The sequence below is a fragment of the Sphingomonas sp. 28-62-20 genome (genome assembly GCF_002281505.1).
Window position 1 is genome coordinate 66,534 of the sequence record NZ_NCGH01000011.1, and the last position, 21,968, is coordinate 88,501.

Genomic DNA, 21,968 nt, shown 5'->3' on the forward strand with positions numbered 1-21,968 from the left:
GTGCCCCCTTTGGTGAATAACTATTCCTAGTTCATCATGATTCACGCAATCTTGCTCGTTCGCGTACGCGCAAAGCCGAAATAGATCAAAAGTCCAATGCCGTTCCAGATCAGAAACGAGTATTGAGTGAGTTCTTGCAGGCTGGTAAACAAGTAAATGCACCCCAGTATTGCGATGGGGGCAACGATCCAGGCTATCGGTGTTCTAAAGGGCCGTCGAGCATCGGGGGCGCGTCGTCGCATTACCAATACACACGCTGCCACCGCAACAAAGGCGCACAGCGTACCCGCATTGGCGAGGCTGGCGATAACATCGAGCGGCACCAGTCCAGCAATGATCGCGACAAAGATCGCCGTAACCGCTGTAATCCGGACGGGTGTGCCGCGACTATCAACCTTGGCGAGCGCGCGCGGCAGGAAGCCATCGCGTGCCATCACCAGGAAGATCCTGCTCTGGCCATAAAGAAAGGCGAGCAGCACGGTCGGCAAGGCAATGGCCGCGGCGGCGGCCACTATTGTCGCGATCTGCCCCTGCCCCAATTCACGCAGGATCAGGGCCAGCGGCTCAGGGCTGTCAGCAAAGCGCGCAAAGCCAATGGCACCGACCGCAGCGGCAGCAACCACCAGATAGATCACCGTGCACGCGATCATCGATCCGACAATGCCGATCGCCAGATCACGTTCGGGGTTCTTTGCCTCTTCGGCCGCAGTCGAGATCGCATCAAAGCCGTAAAAGGCGAAGAAGATGATCGCGGCGGCGCCCATCACGCCATATTTGGCACCGCCCTCGCCGACCGTGCTGCCATAGCCAAATGGCGCGAATGGCTGGAGATTGGCCGGATCGAAATGCGGCAGCGCGACGAACACGAACAGGGCCAAGGTAACGATCTTCAGCACGACCAGCGCGCTGTTGACGCGTGCACTTTCCCGCGTGCCCAGCATCAACAACCCGGCCACCACCGCGATGATCAGAATCGCGGGTAAATTAATCACCCCGCCCAGCGCCGGGCCATTGGCGAGCGCGGCGGGCACAATGATGCCAAGCCCTTTCAGAAACCCGACCGCATAACCCGACCAACCAACCGCGACGGTGGAGACGACAAGCGAATATTCGAGGATCAGGCTCCACCCGACCACCCAGGCGAACACCTCACCCAACACGGCATAGCTATAGGTATAAGCGCTGCCTGAGGCCGGGATCATCGTTGCCATTTCGGCATAGCACAGCGCCGCGCACGCACAGATCGCGCCCGCCACCACAAAGCTCAGCAACACCGCTGGCCCAGCCCGGTCCGCGCCAACGCCGATCAGCGTGAGGATCCCGGTGCCGACAATCGCCCCCACCCCCATCGCCACCAGGCTTGGCCAGCCAAGCGTGCGCGCCATCCGGTGTTCGACCGGGCGATCATCGCCGTGCAGGATCGTCTTGGTACGAAAAAGACTCATGAATTCCCCATTTTCTCCCCACTCAACCGTTCGTGCTGAGTAGGTGCTGAGCCTGTCGAAGCGCCGTATCGAAGCACCTGCCCCAAATACCGTTCTTCGATATGCCATTTCGACTTCGCTCAATGGCTACTCAGGACTAACGGAGGATACTAGTAGCAATTGAAACGCCCGGTTGGAGAGACCCAATGGATACCGCCCTTGATTTCGCGCTCGGCGAAACAGCCGACATGATCCGCGAGACAACCCACCGCTTCGCCAGCGACCGGATCGCGCCCAGAGCCGCCGGAATCGACGAAACCAACACATTCGATCGATCGCTCTGGCCTGAAATGGGCGCGCTCGGGCTGCACGGCATTACCGTTGAGGAGGAATGGGGCGGGCTGGGCCTTGGCTATCTTGAACATTGCATCGCGATGGAGGAGGTCAGCCGCGCCTCCGCCTCAATCGGGCTCAGCTATGGTGCGCACTCGAACCTGTGCGTCAACCAGATCCGTCGCTGGGCGAACCCTGAGCAAAAGGCCAAATATCTCCCCAAGCTGATTTCGGGCGAGCATGTCGGGTCGCTGGCGATGTCAGAAGCGGGCGCGGGCTCCGACGTCGTGTCGATGAAGCTGAAGGCCGAACTCAAGGGCAATGACCGTTATGTGCTGAACGGCACCAAATTCTGGATCACCAATTCGACTGAGGCCGACACGCTGGTCGTTTACGCCAAGACCGGGGAAGGATCGGGCGGGATCACTGCCTTTCTGATCGAACGCGGCATGGCCGGGTTCAGCGTCTCCAAAAAGCTCGACAAAATGGGGATGCGTGGGTCGGACACCGCCGAGCTGGTCTTCGAGGATTGCGAAGTCCCGGCCGAAAACATCATGGGCCCGCTCAACGGCGGGGTCGGCGTGCTGATGTCAGGGCTTGATTATGAGCGCGCGGTGCTCGCCGCAGGCCCGCTTGGCATCATGCAGGCCTGTCTCGACGTGGTCCTGCCCTATGTCCGCGACCGCAAACAGTTCGGCAAACCGATCGGCTCGTTCCAGCTGATGCAGGCCAAGATCGCCGACATGTATGTCGCGCTCAACAGCGCGCGCGCCTATGTCTATGCGGTCGCGCGCGCCTGCGACGCGGGCAAGACCACGCGCTTCGATGCGGCGGGCGCGATCCTGCTGGCGAGCGAAAATGCGGTGAAGGTGTCGCTGGAGGCAATCCAGGCGCTGGGCGGGGCGGGCTATACCCGGGAATGGCCGGTCGAACGCTTCCTGCGCGATGCCAAACTCTATGACATCGGCGCAGGAACCAACGAAATCAGGCGCTTCCTGATCGGGCGCGAGCTGATCGGCGCGGGCTAACCCCGCAGCGCGGTGGCGCGCTTGCTGCCCAGCAGGACCGCCGCCATGTCGCCCTTCAAGCTGAAGGTCAGGAACAGCACATAGCCGCTGGTGAACATCCCCCCGCCCACCGGCACCAGGCAGGCAAGCAGCAGGCCCGGCACCGAAAAACCATTCCGCCACGCCACCCACAGCATCGTCATCAGCAAGAAGGTCGAGAAATCGACGTTGAACTGGCCCGGCCAGTCCATCTTGGCGATGTCACCGAAAAATACGGGCAACAAATCCATCCCGTGATTGGCGATGACTGGCAGGGTGTACAGCAGGATGGTGAGGCCAAGGGCGGCCAGAAAGAGGCGAAAGGCGGTCATCGTCAGTCCCCGTTATGTAGCATTTGCTACATTTTCACTAGCCGGTCGGTGGGCGCGGAGCAAGCCCAAAGCGTTGGCGCTCGATCCGTCGATCGGCTTGCTACCCCGACGGCTTTCCAACGGCGTCTGACCCGGTTAGTCAGGTCGGCAAAAGATAAAGGATGCCCCGCATGAGCGCCCCGGTGCTCGACACCAAAATCACGCTCGACAGTGAGTCATACCGCACCAATGCCGCGCATAATCGCGCGCTCGTTGATCGGCTGCGCGCCGATGTCGCGACCGCCGCGCTCGGCGGCAATGAAAAGTCGCGCGAACGCCACACCGCGCGCGGCAAATTGCTCCCCCGCGACCGAGTCGAGCGGTTGCTCGACCCCGGCAGTCCGTTTCTGGAGATCGGCCAGCTCGCTGCTTACGAGGTGTATGGCGAGGAAATTCCCGGCGCGGGGATGATCGCGGGGATTGGCCGCGTGTCGGGCCGACAGTGCATGATCATCTGCAATGATGCGACGGTGAAGGGCGGCACTTACTACCCGCTGACGGTGAAGAAGCATTTGCGCGCGCAGGAGATTGCGCAGGAAAACCGCCTGCCCTGCATTTACCTGGTCGATTCGGGCGGCGCGAACTTGCCGCATCAGGCCGAGGTCTTCCCCGACCGCGACCATTTCGGCCGAATCTTTTTCAACCAGGCCAATATGTCGGCGCTCGGCATCCCCCAAATCGCCTGTGTGATGGGCAGCTGCACCGCAGGCGGCGCCTATGTCCCGGCGATGAGCGACGAGACGATCATCGTCCGGGGCCAGGGCACGATCTTCCTCGCCGGGCCGCCGCTGGTGAAGGCCGCGACGGGCGAAGTAATCTCTGCCGAGGAACTGGGCGGCGCGGACACGCATGGCCGCAAATCAGGCGTCGTCGATCATGTCGCGGAAAATGACGACCATGCGCTGACGATCGTGCGCGACATCGTCAGCCACCTGGGCTTCCCCTGTGCTCCGGCGCAGGCCGGAGCCCTGCTCGCCAACGCTCCGGCCTCCGCCGGAGCACTCCGCGAGCCGAGGCCACCCAAATTCGACCCCGAGGAACTCTACGGCATCGTGCCAAGCGACGTCCGCGCGCCCTATGACGTGCATGAAGTGATCGCGCGGCTGGTCGATGGCTCCGAGTTTCACGAGTTCAAATCGCTCTACGGCACCAGCCTAGTCTGCGGCTTTGCGCATATCTGGGGCATGCCGGTCGCGATCCTCGCTAATAATGGCGTGCTATTCAGCGAGAGCGCGCAAAAGGGCGCGCATTTCATCGAACTCGCCTGCCAGCGCCGCGTGCCGTTGCTGTTCCTCCAGAATATTTCAGGCTTCATGGTCGGCGGGAAATATGAGGCCGAAGGAATCGCCAAGCACGGCGCCAAGCTGGTGACGGCCGTCGCGACCGCAAACGTGCCCAAGATTACCATACTGATCGGCGGCAGCTTCGGGGCGGGGAACTACGGCATGTGCGGGCGGGCATACGGACCGCGCTTCCTGTTCACTTGGCCCAATGCGCGGATTTCGGTGATGGGCGGCGAGCAGGCGGCGAGCGTGCTGGCGACCGTGCACCGCGATGCGGAAAGCTGGACCGAGGCGGAAGCGGAGGCGTTCAAGGCGCCGATCCGTGCGAAGTACGAGGATGAAGGCAACCCCTGGCACGCGACGGCACGGCTATGGGACGACGGGATTATTGATCCGGCGCAGACGCGGGATGTGCTGGGGTTGAGCCTGGCGGCGTGTCTGAACGCGCCCGTCGAGGAGCGGCCCCGGTTTGGGGTGTTCCGGATGTGAGGGGGGATGAGATGCTTTTAGGAGAATTGGCGCTTTTATCAGCCGCGCTGTTTGCAGGAGCGGCTTCGTACATCAATGTCGCCGAACAGCCCGCCCGCATGATGCTGGACGACGCTGCGTTGCTGCAGCAATGGAAACCCTCATACAAACGCGGCTTTGCAATGCAGTCGACGCTGGCCATCATCGCCTTTTTGTTTGGGAGTGCGGCATGGTGGCAGTCCGGCGAGCTCTTTTTCTTGTACGGCGCACTGCTGTTGATCGCAAATTGGCCGTTTACCTTGATGGTGATTATGCCAACCAATCATCTGTTGATGGGAATCGAACCGTCATCAGGCGATGCGCGCATCCGCCCGTTGCTCGGCAAATGGAACATACTGCACGGAGTGCGGACAATCTTATCGATCCTGGGCTGCCTCTGCATTCTCATCGCGTTGCAGTGAGCCGGGATCGATGGTCCAACGCTATTCCGTCCCCGCCCCGTGTTACCGCCTCCCCGAGACAAGCTCGGGGAGGATTTGAAAGGCAATGATTATGCCCCTGACTCTTCTTCCCCTCCTCCTCCAAGTCACGCCCACGCCGCCGCTGCCCAAGGGCAATCCATCCCCCCCGCCGACAGCCGTCAGCGAATTCTCTGGGGTGATGGCCCCCGTCAACGCCGTGTTCGCCGCGATTGCCGCCGGCGATGGCGAGATGCTGCGCCCCATGTTGCGCGCGGACGGCAATCTGTTCGTGGCAAGCGAGGGTGAAGATGGCAGCCGCAAGATCACCCACCTCACCATGGCCGATTTCATGGCCCGGCTGAAACCCGGCGGGCCGAAACTCGAAGAGCGGCTCTATGATCCCGCGATCGAGATCGACGGCGACATCGCGCTCGTCTGGGGGCGGTTCAATTTCTACATCGACGGCAAGCTGCACCATTGCGGCTATGATCATTTCGATCTGGTGCGCGAGGGCGGCAACTGGAAGATCGCCAACATCACCTATTCAAGCCGCATGACGGGTTGCGAGGCGCAATGATGGTGCCGGCGGGCCTACCCTCTCTGCGTCTCCGCGCCTCCGCGCGAACCCATTTTCTTGTTCACGCGGAGACGCGGAGACGCAGAGCAGAAGCATGATCAAATCGCTCCTCATCGCCAATCGCGGCGAAATCGCTTGCCGCATCATCCGCACTGCGCGGGCTTGTGGCGTGCGCACCGTTGCCGTCTATTCGGATGCCGATGCCAAGGCGCTGCATGTCCGCCAGGCCGATGAGGCGGTGCATATCGGGCCAAGCCCGGCACGCGAATCCTATCTGGTGGGGGAGAAGATCATCGCTGCGGCCAAGGCCACCAGCGCCGAGGCGATCCACCCCGGCTATGGCTTCCTGAGCGAGAACGCCGACTTCGCGCAGAGCGTGATCGACGCTGGGCTGATCTGGGTTGGCCCCCGTCCCGCCAGCATCCGCGCGATGGGGCTGAAGGACGCCGCCAAGGAACGCATGATCGCGGCAGGCGTGCCGGTCACGCCGGGCTATCTCGGCGCGGATCAATCGCCCGACGTACTCGCGGCGGAAGCGGGCAAGGTCGGCTATCCCGTGCTGATCAAGGCGGTCGCGGGCGGCGGCGGCAAGGGGATGCGCCGCGTCGAGGCCCCCGCCGATTTCGCCGACGCGCTGGCCAGCTGCAAGCGCGAGGCCGCGTCGAGTTTCGGCGATGACCGGGTGCTGATCGAGAAATACATCCTCTCGCCGCGCCACATCGAAGTGCAGGTGTTCGGCGACACGCATGGCAATGTCGTCCACCTGTTCGAACGCGACTGCTCGCTCCAGCGCCGCCACCAAAAGGTGATCGAGGAAGCGCCCGCGCCCGGCATGTCCGAGGAAACCCGCGAGGCAATCTGCGCGGCAGCGGTGCGTGCAGCGAAGGCAGTCGATTATGTCGGCGCAGGCACGATCGAGTTCATCGCCGACGCGAGCGAGGGTCTGCGCGCCGACCGCATCTGGTTCATGGAAATGAACACCCGGCTCCAGGTCGAACACCCGGTGACCGAGGAAATCACCGGCGTCGATCTGGTGGAGTGGCAGCTAAGGGTGGCGAGCGGGGAGCCGTTGCCCAAGCGGCAGGACGAGCTGAGCATCAATGGCTGGGCGATTGAGGCAAGGTTGTATGCGGAAGACCCGGCGAAGGGGTTCTTGCCTTCGATTGGCGAGCTGACCTATTTCTATCTTCCAACTTCTACGACGCGCCGACCTGTTCGCGTCGAGACCGGCGTGGGAAAAGGCGATTGTATAACGCCGAACTATGATCCGATGATCGCCAAGCTGATCGTTCACCGGCAGACGCGCGAGGATGCGCTGGATGCATTGGCCAGCGAATGTAGCTGGGTCACGTGTTGGCCAGTGCGGACCAATGCCAGCTTTTTGGTCAAATTGCTGCGCAACGCGGATGTCGGCCTTGGGAAGCTAGACACCGGGCTGATCCAGGCTCAAGCTGAAACACTTATTCCTTCGATCGATGCGGCCGGCGAACTTGTTGCAGGCGCAGCACATGCGGAACTCATGCGTGGCCGAACAAATCCTGACCTTTTTGATGAAGATGCGCTTGGTCGATTGCCGCCTTGGGAAACTCCTAACGGGTTCCGCCTCAATGCGAACCCGCGGCTACTCGCAGTGCGCTTATCCGACGGAATCCGAGACTACGAAGCGATACCTGAATCAAACCGCACGTGGATTGAAGATGTGGCGCAAGGAACCTTGGCACGTCTCGACGGAGATACACGGCTTTTTGTTCCCACGCGCTTCTCTCTTGTCGCCACCACCCCCACTGCCGACGGCGCGATCCTTTCCCCCATGCCGGGCCGGGTCACCGCGGTGGATGTCGCGGCAGGCGAGCGCGTCACGAAGGGCCAGCGGCTCGTCACGCTTGAGGCGATGAAGATGGAGCATAGCCTGACCGCGCCCTTCGACGGGACGGTCGAGGAATTGAACGCCACCGCCGGCGCGCAGGTGAGCGAGGGGACGGTGTTGGTGAAGGTGGTGCGGGGGGAAACAGCCCCATAACCACGCCGTCACCCCCGCGCAGGCGGGGGTCCAGCTGCCTTTTCGACGGTGGCAACGAAAGAAGAAGCTGGATCCCCGCATTCGCGGGGATGACGGTTAAAAAACGAGCCGAACAGGAGAGAGCCAAATGTCCTTCGATTTCACGGGCAAGAACGTCATCGTCTTTGGCGGCACCTCTGGCATCAACCTCGGCATCGCCAAGTCCTTCGCGCGCGCCGGGGCCAACCTCGCGGTCGCGAGCCGCAAGCAGGACAAGGTCGATGCTGCGGTCGCTGCGCTGCACGGGGAGAAGCAGGCACTCGGCTACAGCCTCGACGTGCGCGATTTCGATGCCGTCAAAGCCGCGATCGAGCATTTCCGCGCCGAACGCGGCACCATCGACGTGCTGATCTCAGGCGCGGCGGGCAATTTCCCCGTCCCCGCTGCCGGGCTCTCGCCCAATGGCTTCAAATCGGTGCTGGAGATCGACACGCTCGGCACCTTCCACGTCATGCGCGCGGCCTACGAACACCTCACCAAGCCCGGCGCGAGCATCATCAACATCTCCGCCCCACAGGCCTGGATCCCGATGGCGTTCCAGGTCCATGTCTGCGCCGCCAAGGCGGGAGTCGACATGATCACCAAGACGCTCGCGATCGAATGGGGGCGCGAGGGGGTGCGCGTGAACTCGGTCTCACCCGGCCCGATCGACGGCACCGAAGGGATGGACCGCCTCGCCCCCACCCCCGAGGCCAAGGCGGCGTCTGCCCGCGCGGTGCCGCTCGGGCGGCTCGGCACCGTGGACGATGTGGCGGACGTGTGCCTGTTCCTTGCCAGCGATTATGCGCGCTATGTGTCGGGCGTCGTGCTGCCCGCCGATGGCGGCTGGACGGCGGGGCGCGGCTTTGGCGGCCTCGGATAAGCTGGTGCTCCTGCGCAGGCAGGAGCCTTGGCCATCGGCGTACCGCCAACAAGCCAGCGCTCCGGCCTGCGCCGGAGAACAAAGGAAAGAGACGAAATGCCCGGCAAATTTTACGACGAATGGCAAATCGGCGAGACCATCGAACACCCGCTGCGCCGCACGGTGACCGAGACCGACAATCTGTTGTTCTCCACGATGACCCACAACCCGCAGCCGCTCCACCTCGATGCAGAGGCGGCGCGCGCGAGCGAATTCGGGCAGATCCTCGTCAATGGCACCTTCACCTTCAGCTTGATGGTCGGCATCACGGTCGCGGAAACGACGATGGGGACGCTCGTCGCCAACCTTGGCTATGACAAGCTCGTCATGCCGAAACCCGTGTTCATCGGCGACACGCTCCACGCGACCAGCGAAGTCACCGACCTGCGCGAGAGCAAGTCGCGCCCCGATGCCGGGCTGGTGACGTGGAAGCACCGCATGATCAACCAGCGCGGGGAAATTGTCTGCGAATGCCTGCGCACGGCGTTGCTGAAGAAGCGGCCTGCCTGATTTATGTAGCGTTCGCTACATTTCTATGGTTGAACGCTCCCGGTCAACAGGGAGCACACCCCCATGAGCGGCATTTGGCGGGTTTGGCTAAACGCAATGTGCGGGATTGTCGTGCTGTTCGGGCTGATTATGGCGGGGGGTGCCCTGCCCCAAACTGAGCTCCCCGCGCGGCTGCTGTTCGAGTGGCAACATCAAGGACCGCTGGCGATCGATCAGGCGGCGCGGGTAACGCTTGGGGTGTTGGGCGGCGTGATGTGCGGCTGGGGCGTCACGCTTTATGCCGCGATTCAGGCAGCGCAGATGTTGGGCAACCCGGCTGGTCGGATTTGGCGGCTGATCCTGGCCAGCATCTTGTTCTGGTTTATCGTCGATTCGTCGTTATCGATCGCGACCGGCTTTGCGCTCAATGCGCTGATGAATGTCGCTTTTCTTATGGGCTATGTGCTTCCGATTACGGCGAGCGGCGTCCTCAGACGGTAAAGCTTTCGCCGCACCCGCACGCGCCCTTGGCATTGGGGTTTTCGAAGGTGAAGCCGGCGGCGAAATCATCCTCCACCCAGTCCATCTTGCTGCCGACCAGATAGAGGATCGACCCGCCATCAACGAAGAGCGTGCCGCCGGGCGTGTCGATGCGCTCGTCAAAGGCCTTGGCCTCGCTGACATAATCGACCGAATAAGCGAGCCCGGAACAGCCGCGCCGCGGGGTCGACAGCTTGACGCCCACTGATCCTTCGGGCGCGCGCGCCATCAGGTCCGCGATCCGCGCTTCGGCGGCGGCGGTCAGGTTAAGCGCGGCGGGGCGTGCTCGGGTTTTCACATCGGTCATTGCTTCATTCTCCCCCCTCCCGCTTGCGGGAGGGGTTGGGGGTGGGCCCTTAATGGCGGGGGCAGGTCGGCCCGGTCAGGCCCACCCCCGACCCCTCCCGCAAGCGGGAGGGGAGAAGTTGGTGCCCCCCCTGCAAGCGGGAGGGGCTTAGAAACTACAGCATGCCCATCTCAAGCCGGGCCTCGTCGCTCATCTTCGCCGGGTCCCAGGCGGGCTCCCACACCAGATTGACCTCGGCCGAGCCAACCCCCGGCACCGCGCCGACGCGAATCTCGACCTCGGCCGGCATCGTTTCGGCGACCGGGCAATGCGGCGTCGTCAGCGTCATCGTGACGACGGCATGGCCATCTTCGGTGACATCGACGCCGTAAATCAGCCCCAGATCATAGATGTTCACCGGGATTTCGGGATCATAAATATCTTTCAGCGCGGCAATCACCGCTTCATAGGTCTCGCCCCCCGGCGCGGCGTGCGACACGCCTGCGGGCTTTTGCGCCAGAAAGCCTTCGAGATAGTCGCGCTGGCGCTCTCCGTCGGCGCTGGCGTCTTCCACGCGCGCCCGCAGCGGCGCTTCGACTGCGCTGACTTCCTCGATCTCGATTTTGCGTTCTTCGTTCATCCGAAAATCCCTACCCAAAAATCCGCGTCACTCGCTCAATGCCCCTGATCAACGCGTCGACATCGCTGGCATCGCTATACACCCCAAAGCTGGCGCGCGCGGTCGCGTCGACACCGAGCGACGCCATCAGCGGCTGCGCGCAGTGATGCCCCGCGCGGATCGCCACGCCTTCCTCGTCCAAAATGGTGCCGATGTCGTGGGGATGGACGCCCTCAATCACAAAGCTGACGATCCCGGCCGACTCCTCAGGGCCGAACAGCCGCACTGAATTAATCTGCGACAGCGCGGCCCTGGTCTGCGCGACAAGATCGGTTTCGATCGCGTGGATGCGCTCCAGCCCAATGCTTTCGACATAATCGATCGCGGCATGCAGCCCGAGCGCGCCAACGATATGCGGCGTCCCCGCCTCGAACCGGCCCGGCGGCGGCGCATAGGTCGTTTTTTCGAACGACACCCGGTCAATCATTGCGCCACCACCCTGATAGGGCGGCATCGCCTCGAGCAATTCAGGCCGCGCCCACAGCACGCCGAAGCCGGTCGGGCCGTAAAGCTTGTGCGCGGAGAACACGTAGAAATCGCAGTTGAGCGCCTGCACATCGACGCGCATACGCGGCACCGCCTGGCAGCCGTCGAGCAGGATCTTCGCGCCGACCGCGCGCGCAATATCCGCCGCACGACGACAATTGAGCACCGAGCCGAGCACATTCGATACATGCGCCAGCGAAACCAATTTGTGCGCAGGCGTGATCATCGCGGCCATCGCGTCGAGGTCGATGCAGTGGTCTTCGGTCAGCGGGATCACATCGATATGTGCGCCCACTTTCTCGGCGACCATCTGCCACGGCACGATATTGCTGTGGTGCTCAAGCTGGCTCAGCAGGATGCGGTCACCCGCCTTCAGCTGTTCCCCCGCCCAGCACGTCGCGACCAGATTAATCCCCTCGGTCGCGCCGCGCACAAAGACGATCTCGTTTTCGGACCCCGCGCCGATGAACCCGGCGACGCGGCGACGCGCCGCTTCATAGGCCAGCGTCATGTCGGCCGATCGCTTGTAAACGCCGCGGTGGACGGTGGCGTAATCGGGGCCATAGCCGCGCGCGATCGCGTCGATGACGCGCTGCGGCTTCTGGGCGGTCGCGGCGGTGTCCAGATAGTGCCAGACCTCCCCGATACCGGGGAAGTCGGACCTGAAATCCTCCCCGGCACGGGGAGGGGGACCAGCGAAGCTGGTGGAGGGGGGGGGGCCCATTGCGTCGCGCTCGTGGAGGGCCCCCTCCACCACGCCGCTTTGCGTCGCGGTCCCCCTCCCCGTGCCGGGGAGGATCTGGTCGTCCATACTCACAACATCCGCTCCAGCGCCACGCTCGCCGCCGCGTCCAGCTGTTCCCGCGCGGCGTCATCCGCGACATCATCGAACACACCCGAAATGAACCCGCGCAGCAGCAGCGCCTTCGCCTCCGCCGGCGCAATGCCCCGGCTCATCAGGTAGAACAGCGCGTTCGCATCCAACTCGCCGACCGTGGCGCCGTGCGCGCACTTCACGTCATCAGCATAGATTTCCAGCTCGGGCTTGGCATTGGCCGTCGCCGTCCGCGCGAGCAGCATCGCCTTTACCGACTGCGAGGCATCGGTTTTCTGCGCATGCCGCGCGACCGCAACCTTGCCGAGATACGACCCCGTCGCCCTGCCGCCGAGCACCGAGCGCACGACCTGATTGCTGGTCGCATTGGGCTCGATGTGACGCATCGTCGTGACGATCTCGAGCGTCTGATCGCCGCCGCCGAGCATCGCCGCGCCAAGCTCAAAATGCGCGCCCTCATGCAACGTAACGTCAATCGTCACCCGCCCCAGCTTGCCGCCGGTGTTGAGCACATGAAACGTCGCGCGGGCGCCCGCACCAAGCACCACCGCATAATCATGGATCGCGACCATATCAGGCGCAGCATCCTGCACGATCACCCGCGCAATCTCCTCGCCCGCTGCAACCTCGATCCGTTCGGGCGCAGGTACGGGCCACACCGAGGCGACAGCCTCAAGATCGCTATACCGCCACGATTCATCGCGGCGCGTAGGGAGAAGCGCAACCGTCACAGCACGCGCCCCTTCTCCGCGTCTCCGCGCCTCCGCGTGAACAAATCTGACTCACGCGGAGGCGCGGAGACACGGAGGAAAAGAGGAATGCCTGCGGCGCTCACGCGGTCACCCCGGCATAGCCTTCCGCTTCCAACTCAAGCGCGAGTTCCGGCCCGCCGGTCTTCACGATCCGCCCGCCGCTCAGGATGTGCACGAAATCGGGCGCGACATAATCGAGCAGCCGCTGGTAATGCGTGATCAGGATCACGGCCTTGTCGGGCGCGCGCATGATCCGGTTGATGCCGTCACCCACCGCGCGGAGTGCATCGATATCGAGCCCGCTATCGGTCTCGTCGAGGATCGCGAGGCGGGGCGCGATGATGCCCATCTGCACCATCTCGTTGCGCTTCTTTTCGCCGCCCGAAAAGCCGACATTCACCGGCCGCTTGAGCATCTCATAATCCATGCCGAGCCCGGCGGCCTGCGCCTTGGCCAGCTTCAGGAAGTCACCGCCCGAAAGCGGTGCCTCATCGCGGCCCTTGCGCTGCGCATTGAGCGCCTCGCGCAGGAACTGGACGTTGGACACGCCGGGGATTTCGACCGGATATTGGAAGCCGAGGAACAGGCCCGCAGCGGCGCGCTCGTGCGGGGCGAGGGACAGCAGGTCGACCCATTCGCCATCTTCCGTGCTCCGGCGAAGGCCGGAGCCCTGGCCATCATCCACCTCACCGTCGCCATCGCTCCGGCCTTCGCCGGAGCACAGGGTGGGAGCGCGAAACTCGACCGACCCCGCCGTCACCTCATACCCCGGCCGCCCGCCGAGCACATAGCCCAGCGTCGACTTGCCCGCGCCATTCGGCCCCATGATCGCATGCACCTCGCCCGCATTGACGCTGAGCGAGAGGCCCTTGAGGATTTCCTTGCCGTCGATTTCGGCGTGAAGGTTGGTTATTCTAAGCATCAGAAAGATTTCACCAGCCATGAATGGGTTAGGGCACCGGCATCGCGATCGATCGAGATCTGCCGATAGGCGTCGGAGTTGAGGAAAGTGTGTGCTGCTGCTGCACTAGGGAAGCGCATGACGACAACCTTGTCAGCGTGGTCGCCGGAGAGCGTTTCGGGTGCTTCATCGGCGGCCAGAATTTCTCCGCCGCTCCCCGCAAAGGCCGCTGGAAACGCCTGCTGATACTGACGGTAGCGCGCCACATCGGTGAAGGTGAGCTTGGCAATGACGAGAACAGCAGCCATCACCCCACGCTCCCCTCAAGCGAAATCCCCAGCAGCTTCTGCGCTTCCACCGCGAATTCCATCGGCAGTTGCTGCAGCACTTCCTTGGCAAAGCCATTGACGATCAGCGCCACCGCCGCTTCCTGGTCCAGCCCGCGCTGCATCGCGTAGAACAGCTGGTCGTCGGAAATCTTCGACGTCGTCGCCTCATGCTCGATCTGCGCCGACGGGTTGCGGACTTCGATGTACGGCACGGTATGCGCGCCGCACTGGTCGCCGAGGAGCAGTGAGTCGCACTGGGTGAAGTTGCGCACGCCCTCCGCCGTCGGCGAGACGCGCACTAGCCCGCGATAGGTGTTGTCGCTGCGCCCCGCCGAAATCCCCTTCGACACGATCGTCGAGCGCGTATTCTTGCCAAGGTGGATCATCTTGGTGCCGGTATCGGCCTGCTGGCGGTTGTTGGTGACCGCGACCGAATAGAATTCGCCGACCGAGCCGTCGCCCGCGAGCACGCAGGAGGGATATTTCCAGGTGATCGCGCTGCCGGTTTCGACCTGGGTCCAGCTGACTTTCGAGTTCTTGCCCTGGCACAAAGCCCGCTTGGTGACGAAATTATAGATGCCGCCCAGGCCATTCTCGTCGCCGGGATACCAGTTCTGCACGGTCGAATATTTGATCTCGGCATCGTCGAGCGCGACGAGTTCCACCACCGCGGCGTGCAGCTGGTTCTCGTCGCGCATCGGCGCAGTGCAGCCTTCGAGGTAGGACACGTACGCGCCCTTGTCAGCGACGATCAGCGTGCGTTCGAATTGGCCGGTATTTTCGGCATTGATGCGGAAATAGGTGCTCAGCTCCATCGGGCAGCGCACGCCTTCCGGAATATAAACAAACGTCCCGTCGCTGAAGACCGCGCAGTTGAGCGCCGCGAAATAATTGTCGTGCATCGGCACGACCTTCCCCAGCCACTTCTTCACCAGCTCGGGATATTCCTTAATCGCCTCGCTGATGCTGCGGAAGATGACGCCGGCCGCCTCAAGCTCCTTGCGGAAGGTGGTCGCGACCGAGACGCTGTCGAACACCGCATCCACCGCGACGCGGCGCGCGGGCAGGCCGCCCTCTTCACCGCCCTCGACGCCCGCGAGCAGTTTCTGCTCGGCGATCGGGATGCCGAGCTTTTCATAGACGCGCAGAATTTCGGGATCGACCTCGTCGAGCGAGCCCAGCTTGGGCTTCGCCTTGGGCTCGGCGTAATAGTACGCGTCCTGATAATCGATCGGCGTCAGATCGAGCTTGGCCCAATCCGGCGACTCCATCGTCAGCCAGTGGCGATAGGCCTTCAGCCGCCAGTCGAGCATCCATTCGGGCTCGCCCTTCTTGGCGGAAATGAAGCGGACGGTGTCCTCGGACAGCCCCTTGGGTGCGAATTCCTGCTCGATGTCCGAGCTGAAACCCCATTCGTACTTCTTGTTGGCGGCGGCAATCGCCTCGGCATTCTTGGTGGCCATTATCGGGCTCCTGCCGTTTGGCGGCTGTTGAATAGGTCGCGCGGAGACGCGGAGACGCGGAGGGGTTGTACCAGCACGATGCGCGAAGCGCTTTCATCGCGGGCCGGTGAAAGCGAGATGGCAGCGCCGCTAACGCTGCCCCCCTTCTTCTCCGCGTCTCTGCGTCTCCGCGCGAACAAATTCTTCGTCATGCCACCACCTCAGCGCTCAGGCTGGCAAGCGACACCCCGGCGAGCGCCCCGCGCACCGCGCCATTCACGACGTTCCAGTGCGGCTTCACGCGGCAATTTTCTTCGATGATGCAGTCGTGCCGACCCTCGTCGACGCAGGACGTCAGCACGATCGGCCCTTCGACCGCCTCGATGATGTCGGCCAAGCTAATGCTGGCGGGCGGGCGCGAGAGGCGGAAACCGCCGCCGGTGCCGCGCGTGCTTTCGATCAGCCCAGCGGAGGACAAGCGGCTGACGAGCTTTTGCACCGTCGGCAATGGAATGCCCGTCTCATCGGCCAGCAGCGTCGCGTTCAGCCGGCCGGTCACGCCGCCCCGGCACCCGCACTGCCGCGCAGAGGCGCTCATCATCACGACGGCGTAATCGGCAAGGCTGGAAAGACGCATGCATTTCCTAATCGGACAGATTCGATCTGATTGGTAAATGGCGTCGGGGGACGCCCGCGTCAACCGTTAAGCGGCGGGCCGGGAGAGCTTTGAAGAAGAAGATTTGGTTCGCGCGGAGGCGCGGAGGCGCGGAGAAGAAGATTGAGAAGGGCGATCTGGCGGCGCAGCCATCGAATTTCGGCGGCTGGTGATGAAAGCGCTACGCGCCTTACGCCGCGCACCCTCTCCGCGTCTCCGCGCCTCCGCGCGAACCAAATCAACGCCCGACCAAAACGCACCGCCCAGTTGCCACCCAGCCAACCCCCTGCCAAACGCCTCGCCATGTTCAGCCTCATCCGCCCCGCCCTATTCTCGCTTGATGCCGAACAGGCGCACGGCCTGACGATCGACGCGCTGGCAGCATGGGCAAGGCTGGGCACCCCCTTCGCCGCCCCCGCGTCCGACCCGATCCTGCGCACCACCGTCGCGGGGGTCGACTTCGCCACCCCGCTCGGCCTCGCCGCTGGCGTCGACAAGAATGGCGATGCGATCGACGGCTGGTTCGGGCTCGGCTTTGGCAGCGTCGAAATCGGCACGCTCACCCCCGTGCCCCAGCCCGGCAACCCCAAGCCCCGCATCTTCCGGCTGGTCGAGGATCGCGCGGTGATCAACCGATTGGGCTTTAACAATGGCGGAATCGACGCAGCGCGGCCGCGCGCTGCTGCTGCTAAACGTCCGGGCGTGCTCGGCATCAATGTCGGCGCGAACAAGGACACGACCGACCGGATCGCCGATTACCGCACCGGCGTTTCCAAAGCCGCCGAGATTGCCGATTACATCACGATCAACATCAGTTCGCCCAACACGCCCGGCCTGCGTGACCTGCAACACGGCACCGCGCTCGCCGAATTGCTGGCGGCGTGCAGCGCAGCGCGCGGGGCCATCCCGCTGTTCCTGAAGATCGCGCCCGATCTCGATCCGGCAGCGATTGACGGCATCGCCCGCGCCGCGATCGAGCACCGGATCGATGCGCTGATCGTTAGCAACACCACCATTTCCAGGCCCGACTCGCTCCGCTCGCGCCATGCCGCTGAGTCGGGCGGACTGTCCGGCGCGCCGCTGGCATCTCTGGCGCGCACCCGGCTAGCCGATGTCCGCAGCGCAACCGGCGGGCAGCTCCCGATTATTTCGGTGGGCGGCATCGATAGCGCGACAGAGGCCTATGCCCGTATCCGCGCCGGGGCGAGCCTGGTTCAGCTCTATAGTGCGCTGGTCTATGCGGGGCCAAGTCTGGCCCGCCACATCAATTCCGGGCTCACCGCCCTGCTGAAGCGCGATGGGTTCGCCAGCCTGGCTGATGCCATCGGATCGGCGTGACGAAGCATGTTTGCGCTGCGGGCAAACCGGTCTAGGTTTGCTCCCATGAAAAAGCTGATCCTCGCATTCTTCGCCTTCACCCTGCCCACCGCCGTTCAGGCCCAGTCGACGACACCGGGCGTCGTATCCGCCGCCGATCCGCGCGCCGCCGCTGCCGGGCAGGAAATTCTGCGCGCCGGTGGCAGCGCGGCCGATGCGCAAATGGCGATGATGCTTGCGCTGACCGTGGTCGAACCGCAATCGAGCGGCATCGGCGGGGGTGGTTTCTTCCTGTATCAGGACGCGGTGACCGGACTGCTCACCGCGATCGACGGTCGCGAAACCGCGCCCGCTGCCGCCACTGCGGATCGCTTCCTTAAAGCCGATGGCACCGCGCTGGGCTTTCTGCAGGCCGTCCCCGGCGGCAAATCGGTCGGTGTCCCCGGCAATATGCGGCTGATGGCGATGGTGCATCAGCGCTGGGGCAAGCTCCCATGGAAAACGCTATTTGCCCCCGCGATCAAGCTGGCGGAGGAGGGTTATACCGTCACCCCGCCGATGGCGAATGGACTGGGTTTCGTGTCGACATTGTGGAAGGATTTTCCCGCCACCGCCGCGCAGTACATGCATGACGGGAAGCCCTATGCGGTGGGCGAAACGATCAAAAACCCTGCGCTTGCGCAAACCCTGCGCCAGCTTGCCGATGGCGGCGCAGACGCCTTCTACAAGGGCCCGATCGCCGAAGGCATTGTCGCTGCCGCCACGGGATCGACCCGCAGCCCAAGCGACATCACTTTGGCCGATCTGGCCGCCTATCAAGCCAAACAACGCCCCGCCGTGTGCGGTCATTACCGCGTGTACCGTATCTGCGGCATGGGCCCGCCCTCATCCGGGGCGACCACAGTGCTCCAGATTCTCGGCATGCTCGAACGCTTCGACATGAAGAAGCTTGGGGCGGCAAACCCGGTTTCCTGGCACCTGATCGGTGAGGCGATGCTGCTCGCCTATGCCGACCGGGAGAAATATCTGGGTGACCGCGATTTCGTTGACGTGCCGGTCGCGGGGTTGATCGATCCGGCGTATATGAAGGCGCGGTCGAAGCTGATCTCGCTCGACAAGACGTTGCCCGCACACGAAGCTGGCACCCCGCCCGGTGCCAAACCGCGCACCGCAGCGCCGCAGGCCGAAGTACCCGGTACGACTCATTTCGTCGCGGTCGACCGCACGGGCAATGTCTCGACAATGACCTCCACCGTTGAAGGCCCATTCGGCAGCCAGCTCCTTTCGGGCGGCTTCGTGCTCAACAACGAACTGACCGATTTCACTTATGTCCCCGAAAAGGACGGCGCGCCCGTCGCCAACCGCGTGCAGGGCGGCAAGCGACCGTTGTCATCCATGTCGCCGACGATCGTCTATGAAGAAAGCGGCAAGCCAATTTTCACCGTCGGCGCGGCGGGCGGCAAGACGATCATCATGCAGGTCGCCAAGGCGCTGATCGCGCATCTCGACTGGGGGATGCCAGGACGTGAGGCGCTGGGGCTCGGCCTCGTTTACTTCAATTCAAAAGGGCTGGTGCTTGAAGAGGGTACCGCCGTCGCGCCAATGAAGGCCGATCTCGAAAAACTCGGCCATGTCGTGTCGGTCAGCAAATTGGGTCTGAAGGCCAACGCGGCCGAACTGACCCCGAATGGCTGGGTCGGTGCAGCAGATCCACGCAGCGTAGGCGTTGCACTCGCCGAATAATCGTCCCAAACGGGCAATGGAACCAAGATCGCGCAAGCCGTAACGGCTGCGCCTAGAAGCGACTCCAGGAGAGACGATGCGCAAGCTCGAACATTTCCCCAATCTCGTCACCATGTTCTTCACCCGCGCCCGCGAACAGGGCAACAAGCCGTTCCTGTGGCACAAACAGGATGGTCGCTGGGTATCGCGCAGCTGGCGCGAGGCGGCAGAACAGGTCGCCAGCCTGGCCGCCGGGCTGAAAGCGATCGGCATCCAGCCGGGCGACCGGGTGATGCTGGTCGCTGAAAACCGCCCTGAATGGTGCATCAGCGATCTGGCGATCATGGCAGCGGGTGCGATCACCGTGCCAACCTATGTGACCAACACCGAACGCGACCACACCCACATCATCGAAAATTCGGGCGCGCGCGCGGTGGTCGTGTCGAACGCCAAACTTGCCCGCACCTTGCTGCCAGCGGTGGTGCGCGCGACCCAGGCGCGGATGGTGATTGGGATTGAGGATCTGCGGATCGGCCAATCGGGCGACATGGATTTTCACAGCTGGCAAAAGCTGATCGACGATCACCCGACCAGCCCCGACGCCTGTGCCGCCCAGGCGACTTTCACACGCGAGGACACCGCCTGCATCATCTACACCAGCGGCACCGGCGGCGCACCGCGCGGGGTGATGCAGCATCACGGCGCGATCCTGCACAACGTCAATGGCTGCTGCACCGTGATTTCAGAGGATTTCGGCTGGGAGGAAGAGGTTTTCCTGTCCTTCCTGCCGCTCAGCCACGCCTATGAACATACCGGCGGCCAGCATTTCCCAATCGGGCTAGGCGCGCAGATTTACTATGCCGAAGGACTCGACAAGCTCGCCTCCAATATCGAGGAAACGCGCCCCACGCTGATGGTCGTGGTGCCGCGGCTGTTTGAGGTGCTGCGGGCGCGGATGCTCAAAACGATCGAGAAGCAGGGCAAGCTCTCCAATTATCTGCTCGATCAGGCGCTGGCGATTGGCGGGCGCGAACATGTCGGCAAAAAGGGCTTGCTCGACGGGCCGATGAACCTGCTGCTGGGCGCGACCCTTCGGCCCAAGGTATCGAAGAAATTTGGCGGACGGATCAAGGCAATGGTCTCGGGCGGTGCGCCGCTCAACCCGGAAATCGGCGTATTCTTCCAGTCGCTCGGGCTGACCTTTCTGCAAGGTTATGGCCAGACCGAGGCCGCGCCGGTCATCTCCTGCAACCGGCCCAAGGTCGGGCTGAAGATGGACACGGTCGGCCCGCCGCTCGCCAATACCGAGGTGCGGATTGCCGATGACGGTGAAATCCTGGTGCGCGGCGAGCTCGTGATGCACGGCTATTGGCGCAATCCAGAGGAAACCGCGCGGGTGCTGAAGGATGGCTGGCTGCACACCGGCGACATCGGCATCATCGACAAAAAGGGCCGGATCAAGATCACTGATCGCAAAAAGGATCTGATCATCAACGACAAGGGCGATAACGTCGCCCCGCAAAAGGTGGAAGGGATGCTGACCCTGCAGCCCGAAATCCTGCAAGCGATGATCGCTGGCGACCGGCGACCGCATATGGTCGCGGTGCTCGTCCCCGATCCCGAATGGACGCAGGAATTCTGCGCGAAATCGGGCACGCATTGCGATTTCAACAAGCTGCGCGACAATAGCGATTATCGCGCCGCGCTGAGTGCTGCGGTCGAGCGCGTCAACAAGGACCTGTCGGTGATCGAACGGATCCGCCGCTTCACCATTGCCGATGAACCCTTCACGATCGAAAATGAACAGCTGACGCCCTCGCTGAAGATCAGGCGGCATGTGCTGAAGCAGGTCTATGGTGATCGGCTCGACGCGCTATATCGCGCCTAGGGGTGCTATTTCAGGCTTTGGGGGTATCTTTTCGTCCAGCGGTGTAACGTCTCGCGCGCTATGCGCGTACCCTGGGGACCATCGTCACCAGGAGACATACTTCATGCGCCCCGTCCTTTCGCTCGCCCTGTCGCTTGCCCTTGCCGCCCCGCTGGCTGCCATCGCGACCACTGCCGCCATCGCTGCCCAGCCTGTCGACGTTGGTAACAAGGTCCCTGCCGGCTTCACCGCGCTCGACATCACTGGCAAGCCGCGCGATTTTGCGTCGATCGTCGGCAAGAAGGGCGTGGTTCTGGTGTTCTTCCGCTCGGCCGCCTGGTGCCCCTATTGCCAGAAGCAGCTGAAGGAAATTCGCGATCTGACGCCTGAACTGGCCAAGCGCGGCTATACGCTTGCCGCAATCAGCTATGATTCAACCGATGCGCTGAACAAGTTCAACACCAAGGTGCCCGTCAACTACACGCTGCTGTCGGATGTCGGCTCCAAGCAGATTGACGCGTTCGGCCTGCGCGATCCGGCCTATCCGAAGGACAATTTTGCCTATGGCGTGCCAACAGCGACGATCCTGGTCATCGGCAAGAATGGCGTGATCAAGAAGAAGCTGTCGACCACCGACTATAAGATCCGCGCAAGCAACGAGACCATCCTGGCCAGCATCGACGCGGGCTGATGCCAATTACCCCTCCCCCGTTCAGGGGGAGGGGTTCACCCTTTTTTCATGCGA

Annotated in this window: 22 protein-coding genes; 12 read left to right on the top strand and 10 right to left on the bottom strand. The window is 63.2% G+C overall.

Annotated elements, in window-relative coordinates; genetic code table 11:
• Positions 1–41: 41 nt before the first annotated feature.
• The gene (locus tag B7Y43_RS10710) at positions 42–1,445 is read right to left on the bottom strand and encodes an amino acid permease (RefSeq protein ID WP_374131643.1); all 1,404 of its coding nucleotides are present in this window, start codon (positions 1,443–1,445) and stop codon (positions 42–44) included.
• Between the two features lie 185 nt (positions 1,446–1,630).
• Between B7Y43_RS10710 and B7Y43_RS10715 the strand changes: the two genes are divergently transcribed.
• Positions 1,631–2,785, top strand: a complete 1,155-nt coding sequence (locus tag B7Y43_RS10715; RefSeq protein ID WP_374131644.1) for an isovaleryl-CoA dehydrogenase — start codon at positions 1,631–1,633, stop codon at positions 2,783–2,785.
• Here B7Y43_RS10715 and B7Y43_RS10720 read toward each other — a convergent pair.
• Complete coding sequence (locus tag B7Y43_RS10720) at positions 2,782–3,135, bottom strand: hypothetical protein (protein ID WP_374131645.1); 354 nt, start codon at positions 3,133–3,135, stop codon at positions 2,782–2,784. The genes B7Y43_RS10715 and B7Y43_RS10720 overlap by 4 nt on opposite strands.
• A gap of 170 nt (positions 3,136–3,305) precedes the next feature.
• Here B7Y43_RS10720 and B7Y43_RS10725 point away from each other — a divergent pair, with 170 nt between their 5' ends.
• The 7 genes from B7Y43_RS10725 (at position 3,306) to B7Y43_RS10755 (ending at position 9,913) form a co-directional block, all read left to right on the top strand.
• A complete protein-coding gene (locus B7Y43_RS10725) occupies positions 3,306–4,946 on the top strand; it encodes a carboxyl transferase domain-containing protein (RefSeq protein ID WP_374131646.1) in 1,641 nt (546 codons plus the stop codon).
• 11 nt (positions 4,947–4,957) lie between these two features.
• Positions 4,958–5,386, top strand: a complete 429-nt coding sequence (locus B7Y43_RS10730; protein ID WP_374131647.1) for a DUF1772 domain-containing protein — start codon at positions 4,958–4,960, stop codon at positions 5,384–5,386.
• 91 nt (positions 5,387–5,477) lie between these two features.
• Positions 5,478–5,963: a nuclear transport factor 2 family protein gene (locus B7Y43_RS10735; protein ID WP_374131648.1), complete on the top strand. Its 486-nt coding sequence runs from the start codon at positions 5,478–5,480 to the stop codon at positions 5,961–5,963.
• Between the two features lie 94 nt (positions 5,964–6,057).
• Positions 6,058–7,983, top strand: coding sequence for a biotin carboxylase N-terminal domain-containing protein (locus B7Y43_RS10740; RefSeq protein ID WP_374131649.1), 1,926 nt, complete (start codon positions 6,058–6,060; stop codon positions 7,981–7,983).
• Between the two features lie 127 nt (positions 7,984–8,110).
• Positions 8,111–8,884: an SDR family oxidoreductase gene (locus B7Y43_RS10745; RefSeq protein ID WP_374131650.1), complete on the top strand. Its 774-nt coding sequence runs from the start codon at positions 8,111–8,113 to the stop codon at positions 8,882–8,884.
• Between the two features lie 96 nt (positions 8,885–8,980).
• Positions 8,981–9,433, top strand: a complete 453-nt coding sequence (locus B7Y43_RS10750; RefSeq protein WP_374131651.1) for a MaoC family dehydratase — start codon at positions 8,981–8,983, stop codon at positions 9,431–9,433.
• Between the two features lie 63 nt (positions 9,434–9,496).
• Positions 9,497–9,913, top strand: coding sequence for a hypothetical protein (locus B7Y43_RS10755; RefSeq protein ID WP_374131652.1), 417 nt, complete (start codon positions 9,497–9,499; stop codon positions 9,911–9,913).
• On the opposite strand, the gene B7Y43_RS10760 is transcribed toward B7Y43_RS10755, so the two are convergent.
• From B7Y43_RS10760 to B7Y43_RS10795, 8 genes are all read right to left on the bottom strand, one after another.
• On the bottom strand, positions 9,903–10,259 hold the full coding sequence (locus B7Y43_RS10760) for an iron-sulfur cluster assembly accessory protein (RefSeq protein WP_374131653.1): 357 nt from the start codon (positions 10,257–10,259) through the stop codon (positions 9,903–9,905). The two genes, B7Y43_RS10755 and B7Y43_RS10760, sit on opposite strands and share 11 nt — an antisense overlap.
• Positions 10,260–10,413: 154 nt before the next feature.
• Positions 10,414–10,878, bottom strand: a complete 465-nt coding sequence (locus B7Y43_RS10765) for a DUF59 domain-containing protein (RefSeq protein WP_374131654.1) — start codon at positions 10,876–10,878, stop codon at positions 10,414–10,416.
• Between the two features lie 10 nt (positions 10,879–10,888).
• Positions 10,889–12,127, bottom strand: a complete 1,239-nt coding sequence (locus B7Y43_RS10770; protein ID WP_374131818.1) for an aminotransferase class V-fold PLP-dependent enzyme — start codon at positions 12,125–12,127, stop codon at positions 10,889–10,891.
• Between the two features lie 89 nt (positions 12,128–12,216).
• Positions 12,217–12,969, bottom strand: coding sequence for a SufD family Fe-S cluster assembly protein (locus B7Y43_RS10775; protein ID WP_374131655.1), 753 nt, complete (start codon positions 12,967–12,969; stop codon positions 12,217–12,219).
• Between the two features lie 100 nt (positions 12,970–13,069).
• Positions 13,070–13,912, bottom strand: a complete 843-nt coding sequence (sufC, locus tag B7Y43_RS10780) for an ABC transporter ATP-binding protein (RefSeq protein ID WP_374131656.1) — start codon at positions 13,910–13,912, stop codon at positions 13,070–13,072.
• Complete coding sequence (locus tag B7Y43_RS10785) at positions 13,912–14,199, bottom strand: DUF1330 domain-containing protein (RefSeq protein ID WP_374131657.1); 288 nt, start codon at positions 14,197–14,199, stop codon at positions 13,912–13,914. Before B7Y43_RS10785 ends, sufC begins: the two co-directional genes overlap by 1 nt.
• The gene (sufB, locus tag B7Y43_RS10790; RefSeq protein WP_374131658.1) at positions 14,199–15,683 is read right to left on the bottom strand and encodes a Fe-S cluster assembly protein SufB; all 1,485 of its coding nucleotides are present in this window, start codon (positions 15,681–15,683) and stop codon (positions 14,199–14,201) included. The genes B7Y43_RS10785 and sufB overlap by 1 nt, the downstream gene beginning before the upstream one ends.
• A gap of 187 nt (positions 15,684–15,870) precedes the next feature.
• Positions 15,871–16,299, bottom strand: coding sequence for an Rrf2 family transcriptional regulator (locus B7Y43_RS10795; protein WP_374131659.1), 429 nt, complete (start codon positions 16,297–16,299; stop codon positions 15,871–15,873).
• Positions 16,300–16,620: 321 nt separating this feature from the next.
• Between B7Y43_RS10795 and B7Y43_RS10800 the strand changes: the two genes are divergently transcribed.
• From B7Y43_RS10800 to B7Y43_RS10815, 4 genes are all read left to right on the top strand, one after another.
• A complete protein-coding gene (locus tag B7Y43_RS10800; RefSeq protein WP_374131660.1) occupies positions 16,621–17,655 on the top strand; it encodes a dihydroorotate dehydrogenase 2 in 1,035 nt (344 codons plus the stop codon).
• Positions 17,656–17,700: 45 nt separating this feature from the next.
• Positions 17,701–19,377, top strand: coding sequence for a gamma-glutamyltransferase family protein (gene ggt, locus B7Y43_RS10805; RefSeq protein WP_374131661.1), 1,677 nt, complete (start codon positions 17,701–17,703; stop codon positions 19,375–19,377).
• A 76-nt stretch (positions 19,378–19,453) separates the two neighbouring features.
• The gene (locus B7Y43_RS10810) at positions 19,454–21,244 is read left to right on the top strand and encodes a long-chain fatty acid--CoA ligase (protein WP_374131662.1); all 1,791 of its coding nucleotides are present in this window, start codon (positions 19,454–19,456) and stop codon (positions 21,242–21,244) included.
• Between the two features lie 103 nt (positions 21,245–21,347).
• Complete coding sequence (locus tag B7Y43_RS10815; protein WP_374131663.1) at positions 21,348–21,914, top strand: peroxiredoxin family protein; 567 nt, start codon at positions 21,348–21,350, stop codon at positions 21,912–21,914.
• Positions 21,915–21,968: the final 54 nt, after the last annotated feature.